21 protein-coding genes and 9 pseudogenes are annotated in these 22,839 nt (G+C 34.0%); 23 read left to right on the top strand and 7 right to left on the bottom strand.

Annotation, left to right across the window (positions count from 1 at the left end; all coding sequences use genetic code 11):
* The first annotated feature begins 801 nt into the window (after positions 1–801).
* Together PWK10_RS13750 and PWK10_RS13745 are read left to right on the top strand one after the other, a co-directional pair.
* Positions 802–966: a hypothetical protein gene (locus PWK10_RS13750; protein WP_274766422.1), complete on the top strand. Its 165-nt coding sequence runs from the start codon at positions 802–804 to the stop codon at positions 964–966.
* Complete coding sequence (locus tag PWK10_RS13745) at positions 948–1,526, top strand: phosphotransferase (RefSeq protein WP_274766421.1); 579 nt, start codon at positions 948–950, stop codon at positions 1,524–1,526. The genes PWK10_RS13750 and PWK10_RS13745 overlap by 19 nt, the downstream gene beginning before the upstream one ends.
* Before the next feature lie 6 nt (positions 1,527–1,532).
* Here PWK10_RS13745 and PWK10_RS13740 read toward each other — a convergent pair whose 3' ends face one another.
* The 5 genes and pseudogenes from PWK10_RS13740 to PWK10_RS13720 all read right to left on the bottom strand — a co-directional run bounded on the left by PWK10_RS13740 (position 1,533) and on the right by PWK10_RS13720 (position 5,384).
* Positions 1,533–2,078 carry a DUF5317 domain-containing protein gene (locus PWK10_RS13740; protein WP_274766420.1) on the bottom strand — a complete coding sequence of 182 codons (546 nt, stop codon included), beginning with the start codon at positions 2,076–2,078 and terminating at the stop codon, positions 1,533–1,535.
* Between the two features lie 3 nt (positions 2,079–2,081).
* A complete protein-coding gene (locus PWK10_RS13735) occupies positions 2,082–2,873 on the bottom strand; it encodes an HD-GYP domain-containing protein (RefSeq protein ID WP_274766419.1) in 792 nt (263 codons plus the stop codon).
* Between the two features lie 688 nt (positions 2,874–3,561).
* Entirely contained in the window at positions 3,562–3,747 is a 186-nt protein-coding gene (locus PWK10_RS13730) for a hypothetical protein (RefSeq protein ID WP_274766418.1), read from the bottom strand.
* A 41-nt stretch (positions 3,748–3,788) separates the two neighbouring features.
* Entirely contained in the window at positions 3,789–4,178 is a 390-nt protein-coding gene (locus PWK10_RS13725) for a hypothetical protein (protein ID WP_274766417.1), read from the bottom strand.
* A gap of 93 nt (positions 4,179–4,271) precedes the next feature.
* Positions 4,272–5,384 (bottom strand): annotated as a pseudogene (locus PWK10_RS13720) (glycosyltransferase family 4 protein).
* A 106-nt stretch (positions 5,385–5,490) separates the two neighbouring features.
* Between PWK10_RS13720 and PWK10_RS13715 the strand changes: the two are divergent.
* The 16 genes and pseudogenes from PWK10_RS13715 (at position 5,491) to spoIIR (ending at position 17,450) form a co-directional block, all read left to right on the top strand.
* Positions 5,491–6,470, top strand: a pseudogene (locus PWK10_RS13715) (CotS family spore coat protein).
* Between the two features lie 81 nt (positions 6,471–6,551).
* A pseudogene (gene yabG, locus PWK10_RS13710) lies at positions 6,552–7,406 on the top strand (sporulation peptidase YabG).
* Positions 7,407–7,416: 10 nt separating this feature from the next.
* On the top strand, positions 7,417–7,902 hold the full coding sequence (locus tag PWK10_RS13705; RefSeq protein WP_274766416.1) for a hypothetical protein: 486 nt from the start codon (positions 7,417–7,419) through the stop codon (positions 7,900–7,902).
* Entirely contained in the window at positions 7,857–8,060 is a 204-nt protein-coding gene (locus tag PWK10_RS13700) for a hypothetical protein (RefSeq protein WP_274766415.1), read from the top strand. Before PWK10_RS13705 ends, PWK10_RS13700 begins: the two co-directional genes overlap by 46 nt.
* Before the next feature lie 43 nt (positions 8,061–8,103).
* Positions 8,104–8,736 (top strand): annotated as a pseudogene (locus PWK10_RS13695) (N-acetylmuramoyl-L-alanine amidase).
* Positions 8,737–8,947: 211 nt separating this feature from the next.
* Positions 8,948–9,204, top strand: a pseudogene (locus tag PWK10_RS13690) (Veg family protein).
* Positions 9,205–9,444: 240 nt separating this feature from the next.
* On the top strand, positions 9,445–10,992 hold the full coding sequence (locus tag PWK10_RS13685; RefSeq protein WP_274766414.1) for a DUF3794 and LysM peptidoglycan-binding domain-containing protein: 1,548 nt from the start codon (positions 9,445–9,447) through the stop codon (positions 10,990–10,992).
* A 116-nt stretch (positions 10,993–11,108) separates the two neighbouring features.
* On the top strand, positions 11,109–11,969 hold the full coding sequence (ispE, locus tag PWK10_RS13680) for a 4-(cytidine 5'-diphospho)-2-C-methyl-D-erythritol kinase (protein ID WP_274766413.1): 861 nt from the start codon (positions 11,109–11,111) through the stop codon (positions 11,967–11,969).
* 3 nt (positions 11,970–11,972) lie between these two features.
* Complete coding sequence (locus tag PWK10_RS13675; protein ID WP_274766412.1) at positions 11,973–12,485, top strand: nucleotidyltransferase family protein; 513 nt, start codon at positions 11,973–11,975, stop codon at positions 12,483–12,485.
* Positions 12,486–12,983: 498 nt separating this feature from the next.
* Positions 12,984–14,526, top strand: a pseudogene (locus PWK10_RS13670) (spore germination protein).
* A complete protein-coding gene (locus PWK10_RS13665; RefSeq protein WP_274766411.1) occupies positions 14,513–14,968 on the top strand; it encodes a GerAB/ArcD/ProY family transporter in 456 nt (151 codons plus the stop codon). Before PWK10_RS13670 ends, PWK10_RS13665 begins: the two are co-directional and overlap by 14 nt.
* A gap of 124 nt (positions 14,969–15,092) precedes the next feature.
* Complete coding sequence (locus tag PWK10_RS13660; protein ID WP_274768286.1) at positions 15,093–15,602, top strand: GerAB/ArcD/ProY family transporter; 510 nt, start codon at positions 15,093–15,095, stop codon at positions 15,600–15,602.
* Positions 15,599–15,736: a hypothetical protein gene (locus PWK10_RS13655; RefSeq protein WP_274766410.1), complete on the top strand. Its 138-nt coding sequence runs from the start codon at positions 15,599–15,601 to the stop codon at positions 15,734–15,736. Before PWK10_RS13660 ends, PWK10_RS13655 begins: the two co-directional genes overlap by 4 nt.
* 29 nt (positions 15,737–15,765) lie before the next feature.
* Positions 15,766–16,134, top strand: a pseudogene (locus tag PWK10_RS13650) (Ger(x)C family spore germination protein); the annotation flags it as partial.
* Positions 16,131–16,772, top strand: a complete 642-nt coding sequence (locus PWK10_RS13645) for a Ger(x)C family spore germination C-terminal domain-containing protein (protein ID WP_274766408.1) — start codon at positions 16,131–16,133, stop codon at positions 16,770–16,772. The pseudogene PWK10_RS13650 and the gene PWK10_RS13645, both read left to right, overlap by 4 nt.
* Before the next feature lie 57 nt (positions 16,773–16,829).
* Positions 16,830–17,450 carry a stage II sporulation protein R gene (spoIIR, locus tag PWK10_RS13640; protein WP_274766407.1) on the top strand — a complete coding sequence of 207 codons (621 nt, stop codon included), beginning with the start codon at positions 16,830–16,832 and terminating at the stop codon, positions 17,448–17,450.
* A 173-nt stretch (positions 17,451–17,623) separates the two neighbouring features.
* Here the strand turns inward: spoIIR and PWK10_RS13635 are convergent, their stop codons facing one another.
* Positions 17,624–18,289, bottom strand: a complete 666-nt coding sequence (locus PWK10_RS13635; RefSeq protein ID WP_274768285.1) for an MGDG synthase family glycosyltransferase — start codon at positions 18,287–18,289, stop codon at positions 17,624–17,626.
* Positions 18,290–18,323: 34 nt separating this feature from the next.
* Positions 18,324–18,560 carry an MGDG synthase family glycosyltransferase gene (locus PWK10_RS13630; RefSeq protein ID WP_274766406.1) on the bottom strand — a complete coding sequence of 79 codons (237 nt, stop codon included), beginning with the start codon at positions 18,558–18,560 and terminating at the stop codon, positions 18,324–18,326.
* Between the two features lie 177 nt (positions 18,561–18,737).
* On the opposite strand from PWK10_RS13630, the pseudogene sleB reads away from it, so the two are divergent.
* The 5 genes and pseudogenes from sleB to PWK10_RS13605 form a co-directional block, all read left to right on the top strand.
* A pseudogene (sleB, locus tag PWK10_RS13625) lies at positions 18,738–19,373 on the top strand (spore cortex-lytic enzyme); the annotation flags it as partial.
* Between the two features lie 89 nt (positions 19,374–19,462).
* Positions 19,463–20,746, top strand: a complete 1,284-nt coding sequence (gene ypeB, locus PWK10_RS13620; protein ID WP_274766405.1) for a germination protein YpeB — start codon at positions 19,463–19,465, stop codon at positions 20,744–20,746.
* Between the two features lie 75 nt (positions 20,747–20,821).
* A pseudogene (locus tag PWK10_RS13615) lies at positions 20,822–20,992 on the top strand (small, acid-soluble spore protein, alpha/beta type); the annotation flags it as partial.
* Between the two features lie 453 nt (positions 20,993–21,445).
* A complete protein-coding gene (murI, locus tag PWK10_RS13610) occupies positions 21,446–22,252 on the top strand; it encodes a glutamate racemase (protein ID WP_274766404.1) in 807 nt (268 codons plus the stop codon).
* Positions 22,253–22,268: 16 nt separating this feature from the next.
* Entirely contained in the window at positions 22,269–22,700 is a 432-nt protein-coding gene (locus tag PWK10_RS13605) for a DUF1934 domain-containing protein (RefSeq protein WP_274766403.1), read from the top strand.
* The last annotated feature ends 139 nt before the right edge of the window (positions 22,701–22,839 follow it).

The raw sequence follows: 22,839 nt of genomic DNA, 5'->3' as shown, positions 1-22,839 counted from the left end.
GGTATTTAAAGGATTTTGAAAGAATCAAGGATAGTGAAAATAAAACCTCCTTTGAAGCTGCTCTTGAACCATATTGGGAGGAATTTTATAAAAGGGCAAAGGAAGTCATGAAAACCTTTAGAAGTATTCAGTATCTTTCAGCATTAGAGGAGAGCATGAAAAAAGGGAAGTTTGCCTTAATACCATTTCAAAGAATACAGCGATAAAAACAAAAAGAGGAATATATTTATTTGAAATATTTGATTCAGGCTACAATATGATAGAAGAGGATATAGCAAAGCTTATAAAAGGGGAATTCAAAAGACAGGCAAAAAGAGATTTTTGATATAGTAGTATCTGAATATGAAAAGTATAGGGCATTGAACTCAAATTCAATTGAATATATCAAGGCCTATGTGTCCTTCCCATATAATACCCTAAAGCTTGTTTCAAAATATTTAAAGGGCAAGGAGAAAGATTACGAAAAGAAACTTGAAAAGGCGCTTTTAAGGGATAATCAATGCAACCTTTGGGGGTGTAAGGGGTGGATTTAATGCCAAAGGACAAAAATTCCTTGCTGACTTTTTTTAGATGACAGGATGTTTGATGAGTTTAATTTAAAAGTTGATGAGGCACATCCCGTAAGGTCAGTATTTGTTCTTACGACGAATCAGGGGATAAAGATATTAAAAAGGTTAAGTATCCTTTAGAGGATTTAGAGTTTATATATAATTCCCTAAATAAAATTAGAGAAAATTATCCCTACGTTATAAATTTTAGACTTACAAAGGAGGGAAGCCATATTTAATATATAACGATGAGGTGTATGTTGTATTAGACTGCGTTGAAGGTAGAGAGGCTCTTTATCAAAACCCATTGGATTTAAAAAATGTGGCGATGGCCCTTGCTAAGTTTCATGAGGCCTCAAAGGATATAGGCTATTATGATAAAAAAGCTTGGTTGGCAAAATGGTGGAAAGATTATTAAATAGAATAAAGGATCTTGAAAAGTTTAAGGAAATAGCTAACATGCACTATTATAAAACCGAATTTGATAAAATATTTTTGGAAAATGTGGATATAAATATTGAAAAATCTAAGGAGGCTGTGGATTATTTAAAAGGGACACAGGGCAGGCATATAAAGGACTATGTATTCTGCCACCATGATCTTGCCCATCATAATGTTTTGATGGGAAACGATGATAATGTTTATTTTTTAGATTTTGACCTTTGTATTTTGGACACAAGGGTTCACGATCTTGCTAATTTTATAAATAAGGCTCTAAAGGATAACGCCTTTACAATCGAAACGATTAATATAATATTGGATAATTATAACAAAATAAGCAAATTAACTAAGGAGGAAATAAACATTCTTTATGCTTATCTTCTTTTCCCTAAGGATTTTTATGATATTTCAAGGGATTACTACCTAAGGACAAAACGATGGGATGAGGATGAATATGTAGAAAAGCTTATCAGAAAGGCAGCATATAAGGATGATAAGGATAGGGTTTTAAAAAGCTTTAAAAAGATATGGTTATAGGGCTGATTACTCAGCCCTTTTCATGCTTTTTATTATATAATATATAACTCCAATGCATATAAACACATCGCCTATGCTAACAACATAACTTCTTATAAATTTAACGGGGATAATGTCTCCTAAAAACCAAAACAAGGTTTTCTCATTTTGAAGAACGTATAAACCTTCCTTTGTAATGTTTATATTATCCTTTGATGGATAAAGACCTGCTGCAACGGCAGAATCTGGGTTTACTGGCATTGCACCGCCGTTTAGGAATATCGCAAGGGCGTTTAATAAAAATCCAATGGCAATCGTGACGATGGCTTTGTTTTGCCTATTCAAATAAGCAAATATGAAAATCAATATAAATTGCAGAAGATAAAATATGTAGGTTATGAGTCCTCTTTCAATAATCCCCTTCCTTACAAGGGTAAATAAAACTATTTCAATTGAAAAGGCTATGATTGGGATATATATTCCCTTTAAATCTGAACCATCAAGTCTTTTAATATCTCCCTTAAGTAAAAGACCAATTATAATTCCTAAGATGGCAGAAAGAATGAATAACATATTCTAACCTCTTTCTTTGCAGGATTTTTGCTTTTCACAGGCTCTAAGATAGGCCTCAACAACCTTTGGATGAAACTGAGTGCCATTGTTCTTCATAAGTTCCTTCATAATCTCCTCTGGTGAAAGGGCCTTTCTGTAAACCCTGTCCGTCATCATGGCATCTATGGAGTCGGCAAGTTGGAGGATGAAAACGTCAATTCCAAGCTCCTCGCCCTTTTTACCCGCCGGATATCCTTTGCCGTCATATCTTTCGTGGTGATATCTTATAATTTCCGGTATTCTTCCAAGGTCTTTAATGTCCTTTACTATTTGGTATCCTATTTCAGGATGCTGCTTTATTATGTTATATTCTTCTTCAGTTAATTTACCTGGTTTGTTAAGGATGGCGTCGCTTATTCCAATTTTTCCAACATCATGAAGATATGCAGCAAGCTTTAATTCTTCTATCTTGCTTTCACTAAACTTAAGCTCCCTTGCAATCATTTCAACAATCCTTGCTACATTTCTTGAGTGCCCCTCTGTATATTTGTCCCTTGATTCAAGGGCGTGCATCAAAACTTCGATGGTTTCCATGTATTTAATTTTTGTTTCAACATAAAGAATATATGTATATCGGGCAAATAACACAGGGATCATAAGAAGAAGTATGCCAAGTAAATTATAGCGTGTATATAAGTAGGCTATAAGGTAGCCAAAGGGTGCCATGGGGATTACGCCGAGGATAACTAGTTTTAAAACATTAATGAAAGTTTTAAAAACATTATCATTGCTTAACAATGTAAGAAGAAGGCACATAAGTAATGTGTTTGTTAAAGAAAAAGTTAAAATTATTGATATAAATTGAATGCTTGATAATAAAATTGAAGTATAATTGGTATTTTGAAAAAAATTTAATACAAAAGAAGAACAAAATGTTGATAATGAAATTGCAGATATATTAAATATAGTTTTATAAAATGGTATATTAAATACATGGTAATATTTATCATCTTTTTTACAATTTTAAATGCAACTCCAATGCTTACTATAACCATTGCCCAAAAACGTTAAATAATAAAATTGAGGCAAAAAATACTGCAAAGCTAGAACTTATTGCGGTTTTTTGTATGTAACCAATAAAGACTCTGTTAAAATAGCCAAAATTGAAAAAATTATTATTCCATATATGTCTATTTCAACAAAACTACTAATTTTATAAGCGTAATAATAACAATATATGTTTAGTAAAAAACAGATACTATATATATAATTGATTTTTTATTTAACACTTTTATCCCTCCTAAAACAAAAGGCCGATTATATTTTACCACCAAGTAACCACTGATCCACCTGCTAAAGCAAGTGTTAAAAGAGCTATGATTGCAGGTAATATTTTCTTCATGCAGATTACCCCTTTGCGTTTTGGCTAACAGGGCTCCGCTATTGCCTGTTGCGTTGCTCCGCTAAAGAGGAAAAGGATAAATATAATCGGCCTTTTTGCACACTATTGAGTTATCTTTTCAATTCGTCTGTTTATTGCATCCAGTGTTGCCCTTGCAATTGCTTCGTTTAAATCCTTTCTTACTATAGCAGATCCTACAAGTGCTTCTTCGTTGCCTGTAACAAGCGCATTAACTATTACCGTAACCACAGTTACAGTGTTTGTTGTGTTGACTAAAACATCCTGCACATCGAATAGGTATTCTTGTCCAATAATCTTTTCTACAGCCTCTAAGGTTGCCTTTGCGATGAGCTTTTTCTATTTGCTTGAGTGTTTATTCCTGAACCTTCTACGGAATATTCAATGCCATCATAGGTTAAAATAACGCTATATTCAATCTTATTTAGCAAAGTTTTTACCAATACGCTATGTAGCTTAACCCTCTTAGGGCTTACCATATCATCCGATTGAATTACCGCAATGCTTATTTTGTTCTTATCTATCTTATAATCATACTTTGCAAATAAAGTGGATTCTATGTCCCTTGCTATCTGCTTTGGGGATCTTGAGCTGTTTGCAAGGACATGAATTTCACTTATTTCATCATTTTCAAAAACTACCTTACAATTTAAAACTCCTTCTATCCTATTTATCGTTTCTTGAACTAATGTAAGGTCCATTAATATCCCCCGCCCTAAAATCTAAGTATAATAATAGCATATTTTGGCTCTGTCCTCAATTACAAAACAAAAAAAGGCCCTAAATTTAGAGCCTTATTTCGACAATTTGCTATAAATCGTCAATGTCTCCACTGCAGTTTTCTTCCATGAGTAGGAGGAGCTTCTTAATAGTCCCCTAAGTTTTAAATCTTCATAAAGCTTTTTATCCTCAATTAATTTTAAAATGTTCTCTGCTATTTCATAGGGATTTTGAGGATTTATATAAAGGGCATCTTCCTTTAAAACTTCAGGAATGGATGTGGTGTTTGAAGCAATTACAGGAGTTCCGCAGGCCATAGCCTCAAGGGGCGGAAGGCCAAATCCCTCATAAAAGGAAGGGTAAATTAGCATATAGGAGGCATTATAAAAAGTGGTAAATCCTCAACAGGGATAAATCCTGGGAAAAGGCATTCATTTTTAAGTCCGAGGCTAAGGGCAAGGTCCCTGTAATCGTAGTAGGAGCGCCCTTTTTGCCGAGGATCAAAAGCTTAAATCCCTTTATCTTATTTTTTATAAGGCTAAAGGCTTGAATTAGTCCCTTTATATTTTTCCTTGGACTAAATCCACCAACATATAGGATAAAGTCCCCCTCAAGGCTATATTTTTCTTTAATAATTTTCCTGCAATATTCCTTATTAATTGGTTTATAAATATCCTCTGCAGCAAGATAGGTTACATATATTTTGTCTAAAGGATAGCCCAATGTTTTATGGATGTCCATCTTAGAGTATTCTGATACAGTTATTATCCCATCACAAAGGGGAACTATTTTAGGGATCTCCTGAAGATATATTTTAAGATATTGGGGTCCGACGGTTTCAGGCATTTTATAAGGAATTACATCATGAAGGGTTATTACAAATTTACAAGTTTTCTCATAAGGAAGGCCTATTCCATTTTGGGGAACATGATAAATTTCTATACCCGTATCGGTTAAAATGTTTGGAACGTCAACCTCCTCCCAAAAGGTTTCCTTATCGCTTTTTCAATATGTTTAACCTTAAAATTTTCATCAAGCTCAAAATCAAGTTTGTCCTTTGGAAGAAATAAAAGATAGTCATTTTCTTTGTCTATTAAGCATATATTTTTAATTAGCTGATAAGTGTAGGTGCCAATCCCCGTTCCTCTATACCAAATTGAAGCTCTTGAGTCTATTCCGATTTTCATAGGATCACCTATTAATTATATACAGTTTATATTATGAAGAAATCTTTGATTTGGTGAATATACATAAAAAAGTTAAAAAACATAAACATTAGTAGGGGGTGGTAAAATGGTTAGGGAAACTGAAATTTCTACACAGTTTGGATTTGAGATTAGGGATCTTATTCCCCAAAGGGGAGTATATCTGATTAAAACAAATAAGGGAAACAAATGCTTAAAGAAGGTAAATTACGGTCCGCATAAGCTTATGTATATATATAAGGCTAAGGAACATATTATAAAGAACGGTTTTGATAAAATTGATAAAAACGAATTATCCCTAAAGGGCCTTCCCTATGCCATAGTAAATGAAGATCTTTATGTGGTTACTGAATGGATAGATGGAAGGGAATGCGATTTTAGAAATGATGAGGATTTAAAGATTGCAGCAAAAACTTTAGCAAAATTTCATCTTGCTGCAAGGAATTTTGTTCCAGAGGATAATTTAAAGGCAAGAAATGATATTGGCAAACTTCCCTATACCTTTGAAAAAGGCTTACAACTTTAAACAAGATGAAGGATATCGCAAGGAAAAACAAGAAAAAGACGGAGTTCGATATTTTATATCTTGATAACGTAGACTTTTATATAGAACTTGCAAAAAAGGCGATAGAAAAATTAGACCTTGATGCCTATAATAGGGTATGTCAGAAGGACTTAAACGATAAAGTCCTTTGCCATCATGATTTTACCTATCACAATATACTTATAAAAGACAATGGGGATGTTTACATCGTCGATTTTGATTACTGCAAGGAGGAAATTCAAATATATGACCTTGCAACATTAATGGTGAAGGCTCTAAAGAGGGTAGATTGGAGCCTTGAAAAGGCTAATTTAATAGTGGATAACTACAATGCCGTAAAGCCTATTAGCGTTGATGAATTAAAAGTATTAAAGGCACTACTTGCCTTCCCGCAGAGATTTTGGAGGATTGCAAATAGGTATTATTATAAAGAACCAGGCTGGAGCGAGGCAAGCTTTATTAAGAAGCTAAGGGAGATTTTGGATGAGAAGGATAAGTATATAAGCTTTTTAGAAAGTTTTTGATCCGGGAAATTTCCCGGATTTTTTGTCAAAAGAAAGGATTGTTACATATTATGGTATTATAGAAATCTTTGGAGTATGTTTATGGAGGAGTTAAATGTAGGGGATATAGTAGTTAGAAAATCCTATGGTGGGGATGTGTATTTTAAAATAACTCAAATCGTAAAAAGAGAGGATGGAACAAAGCTTTATATTTTAAAAGGAATAGAGCTGAGGATAATTGCAGATGCCCTTGGGGAGGACCTTTAAGGCCTGATCTTAACAAGATTGCAGAATATGATGAGGTATTTAATAGAAAGGTTAACGCAAAGATTAAAAAGATTCTTTTAAACAGGAAAGTTCCCTTTAAAGGCAAAAGGGGGAAGTTAAAGAAGAAAAGGGGATAGTAGGAAGGCCAGGAAGGGTTTTGCACATCGATGGGGATGAGGAATATCTAAATATTTGCCTTAGAGGTTATAAAAAGCTTGGTATAAATGTCGTTGGAAGGTTTGTTCCAGAAGCAGAGCAGCCTAACGTGGTTATAGACCTTTAAGGGAAGTAAAACCCGACATATTGGTTTTAACAGGACATGACAGCATAGCAAAGGGGACACAGAATTTTAAGGATATAAACAATTATAGAAATTCAAGATATTTTGCTGAGGCGGTAAAAAGGGCAAGGGATTATGAACCCTCCTATGACGACCTTGTTATATTCGCAGGGGCCTGCCAATCCTATTATGAAGTGTTAATTGAGGCAGGTGCCAACTTTGCAAGTTCCCCATCAAGGGTTTTAATCCATGCGATGGATCCTGTTTTTGTCTGCGAAAAAATCGCCTTTTCCAGTATAACAAAGTTTTTATCCCCAAATGAAGTTTTAGAGAGCACCATAACCGGCGAAAAGGGTATAGGTGGTTTAGAAACCAGAGGAAAATACAGAGAATCTTCCCACAAGATTTAGGGGTGGTCATATGGAGGATATTAAAGTTAAAGTTAAAGATGAAGTTTATGGACTTGAAGAAGCAGCTTTATATTTATTTGCTAAAATTAAAGAACTATATGAATATGAAAGGGAAACCCTAAAGGCCCTTGCTGTTTTAATAAGGAGCAAAATTGCAAGGAATATAAGGAATTTAGAGGGGTGCAAGGAGGATTTAAGTTTAAATAAAGGTGAATTCGATAAACTTGATGATAAGTTAAAGAATAAGCTTATAGAGGCTATTAAAGAAACTGCTGGAATAATTGCAAAATATAATGGCAGGATAGTTGACCTATATTATACTAAAAATTGTTCTGGAGCAACTGCAAATTCAGAGGATGTTTTAGGATACCATATAGGATATTTAAGGAGGGTTTTTGCGATTTGTGCAGGGCAAAGAAGGATGAAGTGGAAGTTGAAGTTAAAAGGATTATGGAGCTTTTTAACCTTTCCTCTTCTAGCTATAAGGAAAAAGTAGAGGGACTTATAGAAGAGGTTGAAAGGGACGACATGGGGAGAATAAAAAAGTTAAAGTTTATGAACAAAGATTTAAGTGGTAAGGATTTTGTAGAAGGATTGAATTTAAAAAGCAATAGGCTGTATTTTCTACAAAAAGCATCGGAGTTAAAGAAATAGGGAGGGCCTTGGACTTGGGTTATGTCTTGATGGTGCTGATGCAATGGCAAAGATGGGGAAAAATTATGAGGATATTTTAAAATACTATTATACAGGGATAGAGCTTTTTAAACTGAATAAGGATTATATCTTAAATAACTTTAATGATAAAAAAATACTAATCGACCCAGGACACGGTGGAGATGATACGGGAAATATATCCGATATAGCTGAAAAGGATATAAATCTTAAAGTTTCACTTTATCTTAAAGAATATTTAGAAAAAAGTCCTGTAGTGTAGTTATGACGAGGGATAAGGATGAATACCTATCCCTACAAAAAGGGTTGATATCATCAACAAGGAAAGGCCAAATTTTTTATCTCAATTCACATGAATCATTTTTATAACGACACAGTAAATGGAAGTGAGGCCTATTGTTATAAGGATGATGAGGAGGCTATAGAACTTGCAAATCTTATATTAAAAAATCTTAATAAGGATATTAACTTAAAAAACAGAGGGGTAAGGGTTGGGGACTATTTTATTTTAAGGGAATCCAAGGTTAGCGGGATTATATTAGAATGCCTGTATATGACAGGCAGGGAGGATAGAGGCATTTTGAATGAGGATGGTTATAAAAAAATCGCGGATTGTATATATAAGGCCCTTTGTGGGTTTTACGGGATAAATTTCTAATAGAATCCTTGTCAAACTCTATAGTTGATAATAATAAAAAGATTAAATGAATAATAAAGAGAAAAAAGAGAGTTATATTTGAATGATTGTAGAAAAAGACATTAATTCTTTTGTTGACACATTGTAAAAAACTTGTTAAAATAATTAAATTAATTATTGACGAAACACCCTCAATGGTGTAAAATATTGTAGTGGAAAGAGGGTGTTTCTTATGAGAGGAAGAGATCTTTTAAATGCCATCAAAAAAGATATTGATGAGCATGTTGGAGAGAGGGTCGTTGTTAAGGCTAACAACGGTCGCAAAAAGTTTACGTAAAAGAAGGCATCCTTGAGAAAACATATCCTCATATATTCATAGTAAAAGTCGAAGGAAGCGATAATACAACTCGAACGATATCCTACAGCTATTCAGATATATTGACGCAAACAGTCCAGATAATATTCAAGAATAAAAATGTAGCAATGTAAAAATAAAAAGAAGGCCTTTTGGCCTTCTTTTTATTTTGTAACAGAAAAGCCGCCAAAAGGCGGCTTTTCTGTGGGGTTATGGGTTTGGCAGCTATTTTTTAGGGGGATAAACAAAGGTTATCGACAAAATATTATTATAAAGAAATAAAATTTTATGTCAACATTTTTAAAGAAAGAAGTAATATTTTTAATTTTACGAATATATATTATATTAGGTAAATTAGGGTGGGAGGGATTAAATTGTCAGTTGAATATGTAAAGGATGTAATAAATTACGAGGAACTTATAGGAGAAGGCCAATCCCAGACTATGGTTAATGGGGATATAGTAATATCCGAAAGGGATGGAGATGTTTCTAAAGTTCTTTATTGTGATGGCGAGGCTGTAGTTTTAAATTGTCAGGTTGTGGAGGATAGGGTAATAGTTGAAGGGAGGATGAACTTTAGAGTTTATTATTCCTCTAACGATACAAGGAACATATATAAAGTTGAAGCATCCTCAAATTTTACCCATAATATCCAAATTCCAGGCGCAAGAAATGAACACAGCCCAAAAGTAGAAGCAGAAATAGAACATATGGAATATCAGGTTACTACAAATAAAAAAATAAGGGTTAATGCTGTTATTAATCTTAAAGGACATGTTTATAATAGAGCTACAAAGGAAACTATTGTAGACATCAAGGGACAGGATGTTCAGATGCTAAGGGAAAGCGTAGAAATAGACGAATATTTAAGGGATGTAAAGGAAGAATCCATGATAAAGGCAGAAATAACTTCTGAAAAGGAAATAGAAGAAATAGTTAAAACAGGGGTTTTCGTTTATAAGAGGGAATATCAAGTTCTTGATGGCAAAGTTTTAATCAACGCAACGGCAAAGGCAAGGATGCTTGTAAAGAGTAAGGATGGAGAATACTTCATGTTAGAGCAAGATATCCCCTTTAGCCATGAAGTTGTAGCTGAAGAAGTAAAACCAAATATGAAGATCGATGTTATGTGTAAAGTTAAAGAGGTTTATGCTGAAGTTCAAGAAAACGAAGAAGGGGAAAGAAAGGTAGTTTCAGTTCAGGCAAATGTAGAAATTTATGTTAAAGTTTATTCAACGAGGCAGCTACAAAATATATTGGATGCCTACTCGTCTGATTCAAGGTATGAATTTGAGAAGGAAAATATAAAATGCTTTTCATACCATGATGAGGCTACGGATTCACAGGTTTTAAAGGATAGAATAACAGTTCCTGAGGATGAAGCGATTGTTGAAGTTAAATATGTCGATGCAAAGCCAGTGATAACCGAGGTTAAGGTTTTAGAGGATAAAGCTACCTGTGAAGGTGTTTTAAGATGCAATCTTGTTTATATAAAGGCAAAGGAAGAGCCAGAATTTGAAGGATATGAAGAGGAACTCCCCTTTAAGTTTACTTTAGATATTCCTATGGCAAAAATAGATATGCTTCCAACCTGCTTGGTTAAACTTGAGAGCCTAAACTATGAAAAGTTTGCCGATAAGGAAGTTAACGTAAAGGCTAACCTTGTATGCCATATGAAGCTTTACAAGAAAAATGCTTATGATATATTAAAATCCTTAAATGAAATCGACATAACTGAAATGATAAAGAACATGCCAAGCCTTGTTATATATACTGTTCAGCCCCATGACACCCTTTGGAAGATAGCAAAGAAATATGGAACTAAAGTAGAGGATATAGTAAAGCTAAATGACATCGAAAATCCGGATTATATAGAACCAGGAATGAAAATTATAGTTCCTAAAAAGACATTTATGAAATAATTTGAGGGACGGTTCATTACTATTATAAATTTGTTAAAGACGAATTTGTAATGAACCGTCCCTTGAAGTTATTTAGAAAATAATATATAATTTTTTAAACTAAGCGAGGTGATGGTGTGGAGAGGATAGAAATAAAGTGCCCTGCAAAGGTTAATTTGTCCCTCGATGTTGTTGGTAAAAGGGATGATGGATATCACCTTTTAAGGATGATAAATCAGAGCGTATCCTTATATGATTATTTAACTATAGAAAAAATAAAAAGCGGAATCATCATAATTTCCGATAAAAATGATATTCCCCTTGATGAGTCTAACACCTGCTATAGGGCAGCGGATTTAATCTTTAAAAAATTTGGGGTAGACTACGGAGTCAAAATTCATCTTAAAAGAATATTCCCCACGGTGCAGGCCTTGGAGGGGAAGCTCAGACGCAGCGGGGTTATTAAGGCTTTAAATGAACTTTATGACCTTAAAATGAGCAAGGAGCAGATGATGGAAATAGGGCTTAAGGTTGGTGCTGATGTTCCCTTCTCAATAGTAAACAGAACAAGCCTTGTGGAGGGGATAGGAGAGATCATAAGCCCTATTGAAAAGATAGAAAATCTACATATAGTCATTGCAAAACCTAATATAAATATATCAACAAAGGAAGTTTATTCTAAGCTTAGACTAGATGAAATCAATAAAAGGCCTAACATAGATAAAATGGTAGAATACATAAGAAATAAGAATTACAAGATGATGGCATCTAATATGGTAAACGTCCTTGAAACTGTTACTTTAAATGAATACCCTATATTGTTAGAAATTAAAAATATAATGATGGAGTTTGAGGCAGAAGGAAGCATAATGACGGGAAGCGGCTCAGCAGTTATAGGTGTTTTTGAGGATGAAGAAAAGGCTAAGGTTTGTTATAATAGATTAAGGGATTACATTAAGGATGTATTTTTAGTTAAAACGGTAAATGAAGGGGTGTAATTAATGGTTAATGCTTTAATTCTTGCGGGGGATAAGGGTGAGGATGGAAAACCAAAGGCCCTTTTAGAGATTAAGGGACGTTTTATGATAGAATATGTGATAGATGCCTTGAGGGATTCAGGTGTTGTTGACAATATATATGTTGTTGGAGATGAGATATTAAAGGATAAAATAGGGCATGTTGTTGATGGTTTTATTAAATCCAACGGCGAAATGTTGGATAACATAAAATATAGCGTAAAGTCAATAGGCGATTACGAAAGGCCCCTTTTAGTTTGCACATCGGATATACCTTTAATAAAGGGGGATGCGGTTAGGGATTTTGTTTTAGAGTGTAGTAAAGAAAATTTAGATGTTGGATACCCTATAATAGATAAAAGCCTTAATGATGAAAAATATCCGGATGTTAAAAGAACCTATGTAAAGATGAAGGAGGGAATCTTTACAGGAGGAAACATAGTTTTTTTAAACCCAAACGTTGTTGAAAGGGCAACAAAAAGGCGGAGGAGCTTATAGCCTTTAGAAAAAGCCCTTGAAGATGGGAAAAGTTTTAGGATTATCCTTTTTACTAAGGCTTGCCCTTGGCATTCTAACAATTCCTGCTGTTGAAAAAAGATTTGTGATATGTTTGAGGTTAAAGGAAGGGCAATATTTACAAAATACCCCGAGATAGGGAATGATGTTGATAAAAAGAGGATATAGATTTTGTAAATAGATACATAAGCTGATGGCTTTTGCCATCAGCTTTTTGCATATTTTTGTGTAGTTTGGAAAACTAAAAGAGGGAGATGATAACGTGAAGGCGGTTATAGAATTTATTAAAGACCAATTTAATTTTAATACTTTTGTCTTATTTTTAATTTCAAGTGTTTTTTATATTATGACAGTTTGGATTATAACAAAAAGCCTTGCATTATGAAGCAAAATTTGCAAAGTATTGTGCTATTTTTTCTATAGCAATAGCAATTATCCTTTATATTGTAACCAAAATACTTCCTTGATGGAGTGATTTTTATGAGAAGAAAAAGGGAAGTTACATATACATATACCCCTGATTCTAAGACAAAGATTAGTAAAAACTTAAATGAAAATATAGAGATTATAAAAACCATCCTTAAGGATTGCGATGATGTTGTTTTTAGGGAATTTGAAGTGGGTGGAGACGATAAGATAAGGATGTTTTTGTTTTACGTTGATGGGATGGCAGATAAGCTCCTTTTAGATGAATTTGTCCTAATGCCCCTTATGATATCTTCAAGGGAAGTTCCGCCAAGCTTTGATGAGATTAAAAGTAAGCTTTTTGAGGTTACAAAGGACAATGCGATGGCTGTTACTGACTTTAAAGAGGTTGACATTGTTGAAGACCTTATTATGGAGGTTTTAAGCGGTGATACAGGGCTTTTAATAGATTATACAGAGAAGGCCCTATTAATTGCAACTAAGGCCTTTCCAACAAGAGGCGTTGCAGAACCTTCAGCAGAAACGGTAATAAGGGGTCCAAGGGATGGTTTTACTGAAACTATTAGAATAAATACCGCCCTCATAAGAAGAAGGGTAAGGGATCCAAGGTTTAAAATAAAGCAAACGAGGCTTGGGGTAAGATCAAAGACGGATATTGCAATAATGTATATAGATGATATCGTAGACAAAAGGGTTTTGGATGAGCTAAATAGAAGGCTTGATAAAATAAATATAGATGCCATTATAGATAGCGGGTATCTGCAGCAGCTTATAGAAGAGAGGGCCTTTTCTATTTTCCCTCAGGCTCAAACGACGGAAAGACCAGATGTTGTTGCAGCGGCAATTTATGAGGGGAGGGTAGGGATTTTAGTTGACAATTCCCCTTTGCCCTAATCATTCCTGTTACTATGAATGCTTTTTTCAGTCAGGGGAGGATTATTATTCAAGACCAGTTATCTCAAGCTTTGTAAGGTTTATAAGGCTTTTAGCTGGCGGATTATCTATATTGTCACCAGCTTTATACATAGCTATAACTTCCTTTCATCCACAGATAATACCTGCAAAACTTGCCCTATCCATTGCAGCAACGAGGGAGGGAGTTCCTTTTCCAGCTTTTATTGAGGCAATATTAATGGAAATCACCTTTGAACTTTTAAGGGAGGCTGGAGTTAGGCTGCCAAGGCCTATAGGTTCAACAATAGGCATTGTTGGTGGTCTTGTAATTGGTCAGGCGGCAGTATCTGCAGGAATAGTAAGCCCTATTATGGTCATAGTAGTTGCGATAACTGCAATTTCAAGCTTTAGTATAACTAACTATGAGCTTGCAACGGGTCTTAGGCTTTTGAGGTTTATATTCATGATAGCAGCGTCAATTTATGGCCTTTACGGAATAGTTCTTGCTTATATAGGGACTTTAATTTATACAGTTAACATAAAAAGCTTTGGAACACCATTTCTTGCACCGATGGCTCCCTTTTACTTTGAAGACATGCAGGATTCTACGATTAAGCTTCCTCTTAAGTATTTAAAGCGAAGGCCAATGCATTTTGACCCTAATGATTTAATAAGGCAGGGTGATGAAGATGGTTCCCAATGATGATAAAATATCTGCATTTCAGGTAGGTCTTATTGTTTATTTAACTCCTATTGGGGTTGGAATTTTTACTTTACCGGCTACCCTTGCAAAGGATGTTGAAACAAACGGATGGATCAGTTTAATTTTAGGCGGATTATTTTGCATGTTGATAATTTATTTTATCTGTGATGTTGGAAAAAAATATTCAAATCTTGGCTTGGTTGAAACTTTAAAGTTTTTATTTGGAAAGGTTTTAGGAACCATTCTTGCCTTTCCGGTATTTATTTACTATATAGTTTTTACTGCGATGGAGATAAGGATATTTGGTGAAACTACTAAAATGTATCTTCTTTTTAAAACACCTCTTGAATATATCATGGTTCCAATATTGATTTTGGCAATGATTCTTACTCGAAATGGTATAGAACCCATAGCAAGGTTTTTGAGGCGACCTTTTTCCTGATTGCCTTCACACTAGTTTTAGTTATATTAATCTACCTTCCAAAGAGCGACTATTCTAATCTTTTGCCTATTTTAAAGGTTGAACCATTAAAATTAATTAAATCGGTTAGCGATAGTCTTTTTCGCTGTCGGGCTTTGAGGTTTTGTTTTTGCTCTTTCCCTTTATAAGAAGGCCTGATAAGGCACTTAAGAGTTCATTAATTGCTATTTCTTTTATAACCCTACTTTATGTTATAATATTCATCCAGTGTATTGCAAGGTTTGGGGTTGATTATACCTCTACTCTTTTATATCCTACGCTATCCCTTATAAAATCTTCAGATATTCCAGGTGCCTTCATAGAAGGTATTGAAGGTTTGTTGTTTTCCCTTTGGATAGTGCTTATATTTACTACAATTGTAATGCTCATTTTTGCCTACAGCATAGTTGGTTCTAACTTAATTAAACAAAAGGAGATAAAACACACAGCAATATTGTTTTTGCCGATAATATATGTAATTTCTTTAATTCCTGATAGTATAGCTGAAACCTTTGAGCTTACAGATAAATTAGTTATGTTCCTTGGATATTATACAATAATAGCTTTACCGATATTGATGTTTATAGCATCGAAGATAAAGGGGGCAAGAGGATGAAAAGGCTTATAATGCTTTTATTGGTCCCTCTAATTTTAACAGGATGCTGGGATAAGACGGAGATTGAGGATAGGATGTTTATATATGCAATTGCCGTTGACAAAGTTGAGGACAAAAAAGTGAAAATGATTTAAAGCCTTTTTACGAGTTTCAAAATCAAAATCTTGAGGTTACGTTTTTGGTTCCAAACCCTGGGAAAATACAGGGCGGAGGATCGGATGTTGTAGAGGAGATTACAGTAAGGGCACAAAATCTTCCTGAAGCTATTGGAATAATACAGAAAAAGCAAAACAGAGAGCCTTTTTTAGGGCATGAAAAGCTTGTAATTTTAGGCGAAAAACTTTTAAAGGATGAGGATGATCTTAAGATTGTTTTAGATTGGATAGACAGGGATCCTAAAAAGAATAGATCTGCCTATATTGTTGCTACAAGGAATGTAAAGGATGTTATAAAAGTTACTCCAAAACTTGAAAAATTTTTGCCTTTATATATAATTAAAATTCTAAAAATCAAACAAGAGTTACAACCATGATTAGCGTTAATTTAAATGAGTTTTTAGGGGATATGAAGTCAAGTGGGCTTGGTATGCTTCCAATTATAAGTAGGGAAAAGGATGAAATTGTTATTAAGAATGTAGCTTTAATGAAGGATTTTAAATATATAGGGGAACTTGATGATAGATATATAAGGAGCTATTCAATCATTGCTAATAAACTTCATGAAGGAAAGAAACTATTTAATTATAAAGGAAAGACTTTATCTCATGTCATATCGTATTCTTATAAGGGAAAAATTTTATCTTATAATATAACATCTTCTATATCACAAATAAAACTTAATGAAGAAAATGGAAGATTGGTGTTTGATGTTAAGGTAAAAATAGAGGGGGATCTAGAGAATTTTATTATAACAGAAGAGATATTAAAATCTGATATAATAAAGGACATTGAAAAAAGTATTAGTAACCAATTTGAAATTGAACTTAAAGAGGCTGTAAGGCATTTTCAAGAGGATATAGGATTTGATTATTTAAATTTAAAGAGCTGGACGAAAAAGCATAGATATAATCTTTTTAAAAAATACGAAAAAAATTGGGATGAAGCCTTTAGGAATGCAAAATTTAATTTTGAGGTTGAAGCATTTATAAGAAGAGTTGGAGTAATAAGGTGAATAAAATTTAAAAAAGGGGAATACTCTATGTTAAAGGTAAAATAAGGGGGACAAAGTATGAAAAGGATTTTAGCACTTTTAATTTGCATTATAGTTTTTATTCTGCCATTTTTAGTAGGATCAATTCAAAGGACAGATGGTATTATTAGATTCCATGTTATTGCAAACAGCGACAGTTTAGATGATCAGAATGTGAAATTAAAGGTGAGGGATGAAATTTTAAGGGAAATTTATCCTGAAATTAAGGATATAAAGGATTATAATGAAAGCTTTAAGATACTTTCTAAAAATATTTCGAGAATCGAAGAAATTGCTAATAAGGTTTTAGAGGAAAATGGGTTTGATTATAAATCAATGGTTTATCTTGGAAATTTTAATTTTCCTGTAAAAAAATATGGCGATGTAGTTGTTCCTCCAGGAGAATATATGGCCTTAAGGGTTGTTCTTGGTAGCGGAGAGGGTAAAAATTGGTGGTGTGTCATGTTTCCGCCCCTATGTTTTATAGACATCACAAGAGGGAAAATTGATCCTAAAAGCGAAGAAATGCTAAAAAGGGCCCTTGAGGAAAATAGCGTTGAGACTTTTAAAGGAAACAAAAGAAATAAATTGGAGCTTAGGTTAAAAAGCTTAGAAATAATTTCAAATACAATAAAAAGGGCAAAGATGGGACTTAGATGAATTCCTTCTTTGCCATTTTTATTAATAGATCCCTACATCCTTTGCTGCATTTGGCTTTGACTTTTCTTTTGCCATATCCTGCATGTATTTTAATCTTAAGGGGCTTGAGATTATCTGGTTTATTATTGAAGGAATGTTATCTACCTTTTTAACATAGGCTGCAATGCCACAGTTTAAAAGATATTCTGTATTTTTTCCTCTTGCCCGGGTATAGGATTTGAAAGGATTAAGGGAAGTCCTTTAACCAATGCTTCGCTTATTGTAAGCCCACCAGGTTTTGTTATAAGAAGGTCGCTGGCGGACATCAAAAGATTAACCTTATCGGTGTATCCTAATATTTTAGTTTTCTTATTGGATTTTAACGAAAGATTTAAAAGCTGATTTTTTAAAATGGTATTATATCCTGTAACGGCTATTATTTGAATATCAAGATTGCTAAAAATAAGCTTTTCAAATATTTCTTTTATATTTCCAATTCCAAGGCCTCCACCCATTAAAAGTAGAGTTAATTTATCCTCAAGCTGTAAAATTTCCCTCGCTTCTTTTTTAGAGATTTCTGTTAAAAAGGCGGAAGATACTGGGATTCCTATAGGATATATATTTTCTTTTGCAACCCCAAGGTTTAAAAGGTCGTCTATAAAATCCTCATTTGGAATTATGTAGGCATCGATATATTCGTGAATCCAAAAAGGGTGTGGTGCATAATCTGTAAGTATTGCAGCAACAGGGATATTAGTTTTACCCTTTCTTTTTAAAATCGACATCATTTCTATTGCAAAGGGATGGGTGCAGAGGATAACATCCGGCATCATTTCTTCTAATAGATTTTTTAGTTTGATTGAAAAAGGTCATGAATTAAATTTGAAATGGAGGCTAAAGCATCCTCGTTTTCAGAGTAGTAGTAAAGCTTTCCATAAAGTTTGGGAGTCTTTTTAAGGATTTTAAATAGCCACCAATTATTAGCTTGTCAACTATAGGATTTATATATTTTAGAGCATCTATCATTTCAAATTCAACTTGAATGTTATTTCTTATGTAGTATTCCTTTACGGCCTCTGCTGCCTTTTGATGCCCTTTTCCTGCTGAAATTGTTAGGGATAGAATTTTCAAATTAATCACCACCTCTTGTTTTATTATATAGCATTTTAAAGGCAATTTGGCTAATATTACAAAGGATTAACATAAACTTAAAAAATATTTAATTTAATACATATCATTGAAAAAAATGTAAAAAATATCTTTAGAATTGTTTTTAAGGAGGGGTGTTATGAGAAGGTTAGTTCAAATATTCCTTCCACTTTTAATAGTATTTTTATAGCTCAATTAGTTATTCAAATAAAGGATATAGAAGCGGCTTCATACAAAGTAGGTTCTAAAGGAGATATAGTAAAAAGAATTGAGGAAAAGCTAAAGGCATTAGGGTATTTTAAAGGAAATCCTGATAATTATTTCGGTCAAGATACTCAGGATGCGGTAAAAAGATTTCAAAGGGCAAAGGGACTAAAAGCGGATGGAATAGTAGGCAGCAATACTTTAAGGGCCCTTGGAATAAATGAAGGTCAGACAAGTGCTAAACCCCAAAGGACTGATGTTAACCTTCTTGCAAGGGCAATAAACGGTGAAGCAAGAGGAGAGCCATATGTAGGGCAGGTGGCAGTAGGTGCAGTTATAGTTAATAGAACAAGGGATCCAAGATTCCCTAAAACTATTGCAGGAGTTATCTATCAGCCTGGGGCCTTTACGGCTGTTGCCGATGGTCAGATAAACGCAAAGCTGGAGCCAACACCTCAAAAGGCTGCCAACGATGCTCTAAATGGATGGGATCCATCAGGTGGTGCAATATACTATTACAATCCAGCAAAGACGACAAATAAGTGGATATGGTCAAGACCAGTGATAAAAAGAATAGGAAAGCATGTTTTTGCAGATAGGAGGGTTAGTATGTTTAATAAAAGGTCCTTTCTTGCGATTGTAGTTTCTATAATTGTAGTTGGAACATCTACATATAGCTTTTGCTTTATCTTGATAGAAAGGAGTTTAGGAATTACCTTCAGGGACAATATCAAAAGAACTTATATGAGCTTATTTCAAACGTTGAAGGAATACAGGTTTCTCTGTCAAAGTCAAGGGTTACAGCATCACCAAAACAGGCCTTAATACTTTTTAGCGATATTTGGAGGCAGGCAAGTATAGCACAGGATAAGCTAAATTCCCTTCCTATAAACCACAGTGCAATAGCTCAGACAACAAAATTTTTAACTCAGGTGGGTGATTTTTGCTTTGCCCTTTTAAAGACTATAAACTCTGGCCAGAGCCTTTCTGAGGCAGATATGAATACCGTTGATAAGCTAACGGATTTTGCAGGATACCTAAACAATGAGCTTCATCAACTTGAAAGGGAGATAAGTGAGGGGAATATAGACTGGACGGAAATTAAAAATGCAGGTTCATCGATGTTTAGAAGGAACCTTGCGGAAACGGTTGATATGAAATTTGAAAGGATTGCAAAGGAACTTCAGGAGTATCCAACATTAATTTATGATGGACCATTTTCAGAAAACGTATTAAATATAAAGCCAAGGGTTTTAAAGGAAAAGGAAGTTTCTTTAGAAGAAGCTAAAAGAATTGCGAAAAAGATTATTGGAGAGGATAGGGTAGAGTCAATTTCAATTTATAGCGACAAGACCAGCGATAAGGTTCCTGCCTATGCCCTTTCTGTTAAAGTAAAGGGAAGAAAGGGCGATGACATAAACATCGACATAAGCAAAAACGGTGGTAACCTAATCTATATGCTTGACCCAAGAGAAGTAGGAAAGCAAAGGATTAAAATAGAAAAGGCAGTTAAGATAGGCTTGAAGTTTTTGGAAGATAACGGATATAAATCCATGATTCCCACGTATTCTCTAAAATATGACAATGTTGCTGTAATAAACTATGTTTATGTTCAAGATAAGGTTTTAATTTATCCTGACCAAATTAAACTTAAAATAGCCCTTGACAACGGCGATATAGTTGGAATAGAGGCACAACATTATTTGATTGCCCATACAAAAAGGAATATCCCAAAGCCAAGGATAACAGCTAGCGAGGCAAGACAAAATGTAAGTCAAAAGCTTGATATAAAGAACGTCAGATTAACGATTATTCCAATGGAATCTTTAAAGGAAGTATTCTGCTACGAGTTTTATGGAACCTATAAGGGAGAGAAATATTTAGTTTATATTAATGCGCAGGATGGAACGGAGGAGAAGATATTAAAAATCATAGATACTCCCAATGGAGAGCTTACTATGTAGCATTTGAAAATATTTCATGATTAAGGGATTTGTTTTGGGGGAAAATATAAATAGGAACAAAACAGGGGGATAAAGATGTCAAGAAGGCATGGGATTATGTCAGATGCCTTAAAATACGAGCTTGCAAAGGAGCTCGGCGTTTACGACATCGTTCAAAGAGAAGGCTGGGGTTCAGTTCCATCGAGGGATTGCGGCAACTTAGTTGCGGCAGCAATAAGATATGCTTCAAAACTTGTGGAGGAAAAAGGTAAGTGGGTGCTTCTGCACCCGCTTAATTTTTTAATTTTTGGGGACGGTTCTTAATTTTTTTAAATAACAAAAAATTTAAGGCAGATTGTTGAAAAATTTATTTTTTGATTAACACCGACAGGCAATTCCCAGGCATTCGCTCAATTTGCTAAGCAATTCTAATTGCCATAGCTAATAGGAGAAACCTTTTCTAACCCTGCCCTAATCCTGTCGAGATTATTGCAAGTCTGAACGCCAAAGAGAGTTTGTCTCGGATCTGAATATTTTAGCAAACATTCTTTAACTATTTCTAAGTAAACAATTTTTAGCATTCTAACCCTAATATACACTTTCTTAAAGCATATTTTTTTCTTTACAAACTTACCTTGTTGTTTTATTATGTATTTGTTATTAATAAGGACGAATTTTAAATATAATATATATAGTAACAGATAAAGGTAGGGGATTAGATTGGATACAAGACCGATTGGGGTATTCGATTCAGGAATTGGTGGGCTTACTGTAGTTAAGGAAATCATGGAATTTTTGCCAAATGAAAATATAGTTTATTTTGGTGATACAGCAAGGGTTCCATATGGAACAAAATCCGCTGAAACGGTTACAAGATATGCCTTTCAAAACACAAGGTTTTTGCTAACCAAGGATGTTAAGGCCATTGTTGTTGCCTGCAATACAGCATCAGCGGTGAGTCTTGATGTCCTTCAGGAATCCTTTGATATTCCTATAATAGGAGTTATAAAACCTGGAGCTTTTGCTGCCGTTAAGGCAACTTTAAATAAAAAAATCGGCATTATAGGGACAGAAGGAACAGTAAATAGCAGGGCCTACGAAAGGGCTATTAGAAAGCTACTTCCGGAAGCTGAAATTTATGCTTATCCATGCCCGTTATTTGTCCCAATCGTTGAGGAAGGATGGGCAAATACAAAGGTTTCTTATATGGTTGCGGAGGAATATTTAAAGCCCCTTAAGGATTCTAACATCGACTCTTTGGTTATGGGATGCACCCATTACCCACTTCTTATGAAGGTTGTTGATGATGTGCTAGAGCATAAGGTTAAGCTTATTAATCCTGCAAGGGAAACGGCATTGGAATTAAAAAATATATTAACTGAAAAGGGAATAGAAAACAGTCAAAATGTAGCTGCACAATATGAATACTATGTTAGCGATAATCCGGAAAAATTTAAAAAAGTTGGAGGCAATTTTTTAGAGCATGATATAATAAATATAAAAAAGATAGATATTGAAAAATATTGATAAAGGTGATGATAGGATGAAAAAGAAGGCACTAATTTCAGTCAAGACAATTCAAAATATAGATGGAGAAAAGGAAGTTATTGAACTAATTACAGAAGGTGAATATTATAAATCAGGAAGTCAATATATTGCTGAATATGATGAGACGGAAATTTCTGGAATGGAAGGGACAAGAACCACCCTAAAAATGGAAAAGGATAGGGTTAGCATAGTAAGAAGAGGAACTACTAATTCAGATATTGAATTTAAAAAGGGCCAAACTACTGTTAGCCTATATAGCACACCCTTTGGGGTCTTAAACATTATGATTAAACCAACCCTTGTTAAGGTTGATGTTGATGAAAACGGCGGGAAGGTTAAACTGGAATATAAGGTTAATACAAACGATACGGGATATATTGACAACCTTTTAGAATTAAACATTAAAACTTCAGAAGGACAAAACTAGCACCTTTTTGGGTGCTAATTTTTTACTTAAAGCTATCTTAAAGTTAAAGTTTAAGTTTAAGTGGCGACTAAACTTGTCATGAATTTACTTTAACATAAAATTTTGTCATAGTATCTTGCGACAAACTTTCTTATTTTTA

Origin of the sequence: Caloramator sp. Dgby_cultured_2 (assembly GCF_028872215.1) — a bacterium.
In the GTDB taxonomy this organism is placed as follows: domain Bacteria; phylum Bacillota; class Clostridia; order Clostridiales; family Caloramatoraceae; genus Caloramator; species Caloramator australicus.
Note: the sequence above shows the minus strand (reverse complement) of the source record. Positions and strands in the feature narration are given on the sequence as shown.